This is a genomic window from Curtobacterium sp. HSID17257, assembly GCF_003989515.1.
In the GTDB taxonomy this organism is placed as follows: Bacteria; Actinomycetota; Actinomycetes; order Actinomycetales; family Microbacteriaceae; genus Curtobacterium.
In genome coordinates this window covers 1-7,677 of sequence record NZ_RBLU01000130.1, presented here as the reverse complement: position 1 = coordinate 7,677, position 7,677 = coordinate 1, and the positions used below count along the sequence as shown (strand labels likewise).

8 protein-coding genes and 1 pseudogene are annotated in these 7,677 nt (G+C 72.7%); 8 read left to right on the top strand and 1 reads right to left on the bottom strand.

What is annotated here, in order from left to right; all coding sequences use genetic code 11:
- Window positions 1–317 (top strand): annotated as a pseudogene (locus D8M35_RS14370) (thiamine-phosphate kinase); the annotation flags it as partial.
- Window positions 318–483: 166 nt separating this feature from the next.
- Here the strand turns inward: D8M35_RS14370 and D8M35_RS14365 are convergent.
- Window positions 484–1,044 (bottom strand): RsmD family RNA methyltransferase, encoded by a 561-nt coding sequence (locus D8M35_RS14365; protein ID WP_126892458.1) that lies wholly within the window; start codon window positions 1,042–1,044, stop codon window positions 484–486.
- A gap of 123 nt (window positions 1,045–1,167) precedes the next feature.
- Between D8M35_RS14365 and D8M35_RS14360 the strand changes: the two genes are divergently transcribed.
- The 7 genes from D8M35_RS14360 to D8M35_RS14330 form a co-directional block, all read left to right on the top strand.
- Window positions 1,168–3,360, top strand: a complete 2,193-nt coding sequence (locus tag D8M35_RS14360; protein ID WP_126892460.1) for an ATP-dependent DNA helicase RecG — start codon at window positions 1,168–1,170, stop codon at window positions 3,358–3,360.
- Between the two features lie 26 nt (window positions 3,361–3,386).
- Complete coding sequence (gene coaD / locus D8M35_RS14355) at window positions 3,387–3,881, top strand: pantetheine-phosphate adenylyltransferase (RefSeq protein WP_126892457.1); 495 nt, start codon at window positions 3,387–3,389, stop codon at window positions 3,879–3,881.
- Between the two features lie 70 nt (window positions 3,882–3,951).
- Window positions 3,952–4,527, top strand: a complete 576-nt coding sequence (locus D8M35_RS14350; protein WP_126892459.1) for a DUF177 domain-containing protein — start codon at window positions 3,952–3,954, stop codon at window positions 4,525–4,527.
- Window positions 4,528–4,570: 43 nt separating this feature from the next.
- Window positions 4,571–4,774, top strand: a complete 204-nt coding sequence (gene rpmF, locus D8M35_RS14345; RefSeq protein ID WP_058728177.1) for a 50S ribosomal protein L32 — start codon at window positions 4,571–4,573, stop codon at window positions 4,772–4,774.
- Between the two features lie 13 nt (window positions 4,775–4,787).
- Window positions 4,788–5,513: a ribonuclease III gene (gene rnc / locus D8M35_RS14340; RefSeq protein WP_126892456.1), complete on the top strand. Its 726-nt coding sequence runs from the start codon at window positions 4,788–4,790 to the stop codon at window positions 5,511–5,513.
- A 4-nt stretch (window positions 5,514–5,517) separates the two neighbouring features.
- A complete protein-coding gene (gene mutM / locus D8M35_RS14335) occupies window positions 5,518–6,489 on the top strand; it encodes a bifunctional DNA-formamidopyrimidine glycosylase/DNA-(apurinic or apyrimidinic site) lyase (RefSeq protein WP_126892455.1) in 972 nt (323 codons plus the stop codon).
- Window positions 6,490–6,521: 32 nt separating this feature from the next.
- Window positions 6,522–7,677 (top strand): chromosome segregation SMC family protein (locus D8M35_RS14330; protein ID WP_148113386.1); only part of this gene is annotated, 1,156 nt, incomplete at its 3' end.

Sequence of the window (7,677 nt, the reverse complement as noted above, 5' to 3'; positions counted from 1 at the left end):
TGCACGCTGCCGCCGCCGGTGCCACGGCGATGCTCGACCTTTCAGACGGTCTGGCGATCGACGGCGGACGGCTCGCCCGTGCCAGCCGGGTGACGCTCGACCTCGACCCGGAACCCCGGCTCGACGACCTCGCCCTGCACGGCGGCGAGGACCACGGCCTGCTCGCGGCATTCCCGCCCGACGTCGCGCTGCCCGGCGGCTTCCGGCGCATCGGTACGGTCGTCGGCAGCGGCAGCGCCGACCTGGTGCGCGGCGGCGAGCCGGTCCCGACGACCGGGTGGGACCCGTACGCCGACTGGGACGGTGCCGGGGGCTGACCGCCGGGGCTGCGCCGAGCCTCCCGGCCGGTCGTCCGCGGCCAGGTGCGCAGGTGCCGCCCACAACGACACTTCCGACGTCGTACGACAGCGGTTGTGTCGCTGCAGTCCACCGCGCGCCGCCCGCGAGCGCGCCATCCGGACGCGCCGTGCGTGCACGCCAGCGTCAGGCCGGGGTGACGGCCTCCCACGCCACGGTCTCGCCGTAGCTGCGCTTGCTGAACGGCTCCAGCCCGACCGGCCACGTCGGTTCCGGCGATCGCTTGCTCCGCTCGACGACGACCACCGCGCCGGGGGTGAGCCGTGGCACGAGCGCCTCGAGCACGTCGGCGATCTCCTGCTCGGCGACGTCGTACGGCGGGTCGATGAAGACCAGGTCGAAGGTCCGCACCGTGCTCCGCAGGTACCCGAGTGCCGGCTGCGGCTGCACGTCGACGCGCACGCCCGGCACCCGCTGCTGCACGGCCTTCGCGTTCGCCCGGCACGCCTGTGCGGCGGCGGACGCCCGGTCGACGAGCACGACCTCCGCGGCCCCGCGCGACGCCGCCTCGAGCCCGAGCGCGCCCGTCCCGGCGTAGAGGTCCGCGACCGAGGTGCCCTCCACGAGCCCGCGCGAGCCGAGCGACGAGAAGAGGGCCTCGCGCACGCGGTCGCTCGTCGGCCGCGTGCCGGACTTCGGCACCCGGAGCGTCGTGGAACCGGCGGCGCCGGCGATGATGCGGGTCATGCTGCCACCGTAGCGGCGTGCGTGGTCTCCACAGGTCGGCCGGGAGGCTCGCAGCGCGTCGGACCCGCCCGGTACCGTGGTGGCGTGGTCACCTCCGACACCCCCGACACCGCCGTACCCCCGGTGCGGCCCGACCTCGGTCCCGCGCCGCTCGACGCCCGGCTGAGCGGGGTCCTCGGCGGCCGGACCGCGACGGCGATCGAGAAGGCGTTCGGGTACCGCACGGTCGGTGAGTTCCTCGAGCACGCACCCCGGCGGTACGCGGAGCGCGGGGCGCTGACGGCGCTCGACTCGCTCGCGATCGGCGAATCGGTGACGATCGTGGCCGAGGTCATCGACGTGCGCGAGCGGACGATGCGTGCGCGTCGCGGCTCCATCCTCGAGGCGAAGATCGGCGACGGCAAGGGCCTGCTCACGCTGACGTTCTTCAACCAGGGGTGGCGGACGAAGGACCTCGTGCCCGGTGCCCGCGGGATCTTCGCCGGCAAGGTCGGCGACTACCGGGGCGCCAGGCAGCTCGCCCACCCGGACTACGAGCTGTTCGACCGTGACGACCCCCGCGCGACCGCCGACCCCGAGGACGAGGAAGCCATCCGCTGGTCGCGGCAGCCGATCCCGATCTACCCGGCCACGGCGTCGCTGACCTCGTGGCAGATCGCGAAGGCGATCGCGGTCGTCCTCGACACCCTGCCGGACCTGCCGGACCCGATCCCGGCACCCGCACGGACGCGACTCGGCCTGGTGCCGTTCCGCCGCGCGCTCGAGCTCCTGCACCGTCCCGAGAAGGTCGCCGACTTCAAGCGGGCACAGGACGCCCTGCGCTACCGCGAGGCGTTCGTGCTGCAGACCGCCCTGGTGCAGCGACGCATCGCCGCCCGGGCAACCGCGGCCACCCCGCGTCGGGCGGCCCCCGACGGGATCCTCGAGCGCTTCGACGCGTCGCTGCCGTTCACCCTGACCGACGACCAGCAGGCCGTCGGTGCCGAGATCGCGCACGACCTGGCGGGGGACTGGCCGATGCACCGGCTGGTGCAGGGCGAGGTCGGCTCCGGCAAGACGCTGGTCGCGATCCGGGCGATGCTGACGGTCGCCGAGTCCGGCGGGCAGTCCGCCCTCATCGCGCCGACCGAGGTGCTCGCCGCGCAGCACCTCCGTTCGATCGTGAAGTTCCTCGGCCCCGACCTCGCGGCCGAGCTCCGACCGGTCATCCTGACGGGCTCGCAGTCGACCGACGAACGACGGCGTGCCCTGCTCGCGGCGGCGTCCGGCAGCTCACGGCTCGTCGTCGGCACGCACGCACTCCTGGGCGACCGGGTCGACTTCGCGGAGCTCGGTCTGGTCGTGGTCGACGAGCAGCACCGGTTCGGCGTCGAGCAGCGCGAGGCCCTGCGGACCAAGGGCGTGACCCCGCCGCACGTGCTCGTGCTCACCGCGACCCCGATCCCGCGCACGGTCGCGATGACGGTGTTCGGCGACCTCGACGTCTCGACGATCACCGGGCTGCCGTCCGGCCGTGCCGGGGTCGAGACCTTCGCCGTCGGGCTGGCCGAGCACCCCGGGTGGGAAGGGCGCATCTGGACCCGGATGGCCGAGGAACTCGCCGACGGGCGGCAGGCCTTCGTGGTCTGCCCGGCGATCGACGACGCCCACGCCGAGGACGACGGCGGCCCCGAGCCCGCCGAGGACGACACGCCGAAGCACGCCCCGGCGACGGTGCTCGCGACGGCCGAGCGGATGCGCGCCATGCCGGTCCTGCAGGGTCGACGGATCGAGGTCCTGCACGGACGGATGACCGCGGACGAGAAGGACCGCGTCATGACGTCCTTCGCGGCCGGCGACGTCGACGTGCTCGTCGCGACGACCGTCATCGAGGTCGGCGTGGACGTGCCGAACGCGTCGATGATGGCGGTGCTCGACGCCGACCGCTTCGGCGTCTCCCAGCTCCACCAGCTGCGCGGACGCATCGGTCGCGGTCAGTACGCCGGGGTGTGCCTGCTCGTCACCACCGCCGAGGCCGAGACGACCGCACGCGAACGCGTCGACGCGGTGGCCGCGTCCGACGACGGCTTCGAGCTCGCGCGCGTCGACCTGGAGCTCCGGCGTGAGGGCGACGTGCTCGGCGAGCGACAGTCCGGCGGCCGGTCCTCGCTGAACCTGCTCCGGGTGGTCGAGCACGCCGAGCTGATCGTCGACGCCCGGGGCGAGGCGGAGCGCGTGCTCGAGCCGGACCCCGAGCTGCGGGACCACCCCGCGCTCCGCGAGGCCCTGGCGCGGCGACTCGACGAGTCGGACGCCGCGTTCCTCGGGAAGAACTGACCCGGGCGGCCGGTAGCGTGACGGGCATGGCCCAGATCGCCGTCGTCCCCGGATCCTTCGACCCCGTGACCCTCGGGCACCTCGACGTCATCGGACGTGCCGCGCGGCTGTTCGACGAGGTGCACGTGCTCGTCGTGCACAACCCGGACAAGCAGCCGGCGATGTTCGCCGCCGCCGACCGCGTCCGGCTCATCGAGCAGTCGCTCGTCGAGACCGGCCTCCCGGACACCGTGCGGGTCGGGGAGTGGACCTCCGGGCTGCTCGTCGACTACTGCCGCCAGGTGGGAGCCGGGGTGCTGGTGAAGGGCGTCCGCTCCGGCGAGGACGTCGCGTACGAGACGCCCATGGCGATCATGAACCGGCACCTGGCCGACGTCGAGACGGTCTTCCTGCTCCCCGAGGCGTCGCGGGCGCACGTGTCGAGCTCGCTCATCCGCCAGGTCGCGACGCTCGGCGGCGACGTCACGCCGTACGTGCCGGGTGTCGTCGCGGACGCGCTGGCCGAGCACCTCGGGCGCTGACACGCCGCGCTCCTGGCCTCCTCGACGTGCGCGCGACATCGCGGTAGACTCGTCGATCGTGTCTTCCCCCGTGAACAGCCCCTACGCCCTGCGCGTGCGCGACCTCGCGCACCGGCCGGGCGAGATGCGCGAGCACTCGCTCGACATCGAGGTGCCGGACGCGATGGGCGCCGGCGTCATCGCCGTGCGCGAGGGCACCACGCTCCAGCTCGACGTGAAGCTCGAGGGCCTGCACGAGGGCGTCCTGGTCTCCGGACACGCCTCGGCCGAGGCCACGGGGGAGTGCTCGCGCTGCCTCATCGACATCAGCGAACCGGTCGAAGTCGACTTCGCCGAGCTGTTCGCGTACGATGTCTCGGAGGATTTCGACTTCTTCGTTCACGATGACCACGTGGATTGTGAACCGGTCGTTCGAGATGCGGTGGTGCTGGCGCTGCCGTTCCAGCCGGTCTGCCGACCGGACTGCCCCGGCCTCGACCCCGTCACGGGCGAGCGGCTGGCCGACCTCGGCGAGACCACCCCGCGCGAGGTCCTGGACCCGCGCTGGGCCGCGCTGAGCGGCTTCCAGGGCACCGACGCGGAACGCGGCGGCGCCGACGACAGCACCCCCACCCAGAGCCCCGAGGGCGACGGCCGCACGGCCTGACGCACCTCGACACCGACCACCGACCAACCGAAAGAGAACCACCATGGCCGTTCCCAAGCGCAAGCAGTCCCGTGCCAACACGCACGCCCGTCGTTCGCAGTGGAAGGCCGCGCCGGTCCAGCTCGTGAAGACGATCGAGAACGGCAAGGTCACCTACAGCCTCCCGCACCGCGCGAAGGTCGTCGAGGACTCGGCCGGCACCGCCCTGTACATGGAGTACAAGGGCCGCAAGGTCGCTGACGTCTGATCGGACTCGACCGATGACAGCGACGTCCGGCGCCACGGGGTCCCGCCCCGTGGGGCCGGACGTCGTTCGTCTGCAGGGCATCCTCGACGTCGACATCGACGCCGAGCTCCTGCAGCTCGCCCTCACGCACCGCTCGTACGCGTACGAGCACGGGGGCATCAAGCACAACGAGCGCCTCGAGTTCCTCGGGGACTCCATCCTCGGCCAGGCCGTGACCGTGAAGCTCTTCCGGTCCTTCCCCGACCTCGACGAGGGCGAGCTCGCCAAGCGGCGTGCCAGCCTCGTCTCGACGGTCGCCCTGGCCGAGATCGCCCGGATGATCGGGCTCGGCTCGTACCTGCGCCTGGGCAAGGGTGAGGAGCAGACCGGCGGTCGCGGCAAGGCCTCCATCCTGGCCGACACGGTCGAGGCCGTCATCGGAGCGACCTACCTGTCCGCGGGTCCCGACGCAGCGACGGACCTGGTGCTGCGACTGGTCGAGCCGCTGCTCGTCGACCCGGACCGCTTCGGCGCCGCCATGGACCCGAAGACGAGCCTGCAGGAGCTCGCCGCCGGCCTGTCCCTCGGCAACCCGGCCTACCGGGTGACGGAAGAGGGCCCCGACCACGACAAGACCTTCCACGCGACGGTCGTGCTGCAGGGCGAGGACGTGTCGACGGGGTCCGGTACGAGCAAGAAGGCCGCCGAGATGGCTGCCGCGCTCGAGGCGTGGACGCGGCTCTCCGGCCGGGCGGCCTGACCGCGTGCCCGAACTCCCCGAGGTCGAGGTCGTCCGCGCCGGCCTCGAACCCGCCGTCAGCGGCGCCCGGGTGCTGCACGTCGACGTCGTCGACGACCGTGCCCTGACCCGGCACGACGGTCCGGCCGAGGACTTCGCCGAACGCCTGACGGGCCGCACGATCGCCGCCGCGGTGCGCCGGGGCAAGTTCATGTGGTTCCCCCTGGTGCCCGAACACGACGGCGACCGTCCCGAGGCGCTCGTCACGCACCTGGGGATGTCCGGTCAGGTCCTGCTCGGACGCGGTCGCCCGGCCGCGAAGCACCGCCGCATCCTGATCGACGTGCAGCCGACCGGTACCGACCGCGACGGCCGTCCGGAGGCACCGGTCGAGCTCGAGTTCGTCGACCAGCGGACCTTCGGCTCGATGGCGATCGACGCCATGGTGCCGACGGTGGACGGCGCGCCGGCCGGGTCCGCCGGTACGGTCGACGCCCGTGACCCGGGCGCACCGTGGCGTCGGAGCATCCCGACGCAGGTGTCGCACATCGCGCGGGACCCGCTCGACCCGGCCTTCGACGACGACCGCTTCGTCGCGATGGCCCGGAAGCGATCGAGCGGCATCAAGCGCGTCCTGCTCGACCAGGGTGTCGTGAGCGGCATCGGCAACATCTACGCCGACGAGTCGCTGTGGGCCGCGAAGCTGTACTTCGACCGCCCTGCGGACCGGCTGCCCCGGGCCGACCTGCACCGGCTCCTGGCCGAGGGCCGGAGCGTCCTCGGCCGTGCACTCGAGGACGGCGGCACGAGCTTCGACGCGCAGTACGTCAACGTGAACGGGCAGTCCGGGTACTTCTCGCAGCGCCTCGCGGTGTACGGGCAGCAGGGGAAGCCCTGCCCGCGGTGCGGCACGACGATCGTGCGCGAGGCGTTCATGAACCGGTCGAGCCACCGGTGCCCCGTGTGCCAACCCGCTCCGCGCCGACGCGCGCGTTAGCCTGACGCGCAACCGAGCACCCGGAGACCCGCATGTACTTGAAGAGCCTCACCATCAAGGGGTTCAAGTCCTTCGCGCAGCCGACGACGTTCGCGTTCGAGCCCGGCGTGACCTGCATCGTCGGTCCGAACGGCTCCGGCAAGTCGAACGTGGTCGACGCCCTCGCCTGGGTGATGGGGGAGCAGGGTGCCAAGACCCTCCGCGGCGGCAAGATGGAGGACGTCATCTTCGCCGGCACCTCGACACGCGGACCGCTCGGTCGCGCGCAGGTGCTCCTGACGATCGACAACACCGACGGCCTGCTGCCGATCGAGTACTCCGAGGTGACGATCTCCCGCACGCTCTTCCGGAACGGCGGCAGCGAGTACGCCATCAACGGCGAGAACTGCCGCCTGCTCGACGTGCAGGAGCTCCTCAGCGACACGGGGCTCGGCCGCGAGATGCACGTCATCGTCGGGCAGGGGCAGCTCGACAAGGTGCTGCACGCCACCCCGGAGGACCGCCGCGGCTTCATCGAGGAGGCCGCCGGGATCCTCAAGCACCGGCGCCGCAAGGAGAAGACCCTCCGCAAGCTCGACGCCATGCAGACGAACCTGACGCGGCTCTCCGACCTGGCCGGCGAGATCCGGCGCCAGCTGAAGCCCCTCGGTCGACAGGCCGAGGTGGCACGCAAGGCGCAGTCCGTCGCCGCGGTGGCCCGCGACGCGAAGGCCCGGATCCTGGCCGACGACGTCGTCCGGCTGCGCCGCGAACTCCACGAGCACCAGGAGGTCGAGGCCGGACGGAAGTCCGAGCGCATCGTCCTGCAGGAACGGCTCGACCAGACGCGTGTCCGGCAGCAGCAGGTCGAGCAGAGCATGGTCGGTGACGCCGTCGACCGTGCCCGGACCGTCGTGCACCGGTTGGAGAGCGTGCAGGAGCGGCTCCGCGGGCTGTCGAGCCTGGCGAACCAGCGCCTGATGTTCCTCGCCCAGCAGGCGGACGCGCCGCAGCAGGGCCCGACGATCACGCCGGAACGTGTGCAGGGCGTCCGTGCCGAAGCCGAGCGGCTCGAGGCCCGTGCCGCCGAGATGGCCGCGGGCTCCGGCGCTGCGGCGGCCGCGGTCGAGCAGGCCCGGGGGCACCTGGACGCACTCGACGAGCAGATCGCCGCGCAGGCCGCACGCGTGTCGCAGCACGACCTCGAGG

What these genes read in the sequence shown, in the direction of transcription:
- D8M35_RS14365 (WP_126892458.1), bottom strand. Translation starts at nt 1,044, where the DNA reads ATGACCCGCATCATCGCCGGCGCCGCCGGTTCCACGACGCTCCGGGTG.
- rpmF (WP_058728177.1), top strand. Translation starts at nt 4,571, where the DNA reads ATGGCCGTTCCCAAGCGCAAGCAGTCCCGTGCCAACACGCACGCCCGT.
- coaD (WP_126892457.1), top strand. Translation starts at nt 3,387, where the DNA reads ATGGCCCAGATCGCCGTCGTCCCCGGATCCTTCGACCCCGTGACCCTC.
- rnc (WP_126892456.1), top strand. Translation starts at nt 4,788, where the DNA reads ATGACAGCGACGTCCGGCGCCACGGGGTCCCGCCCCGTGGGGCCGGAC.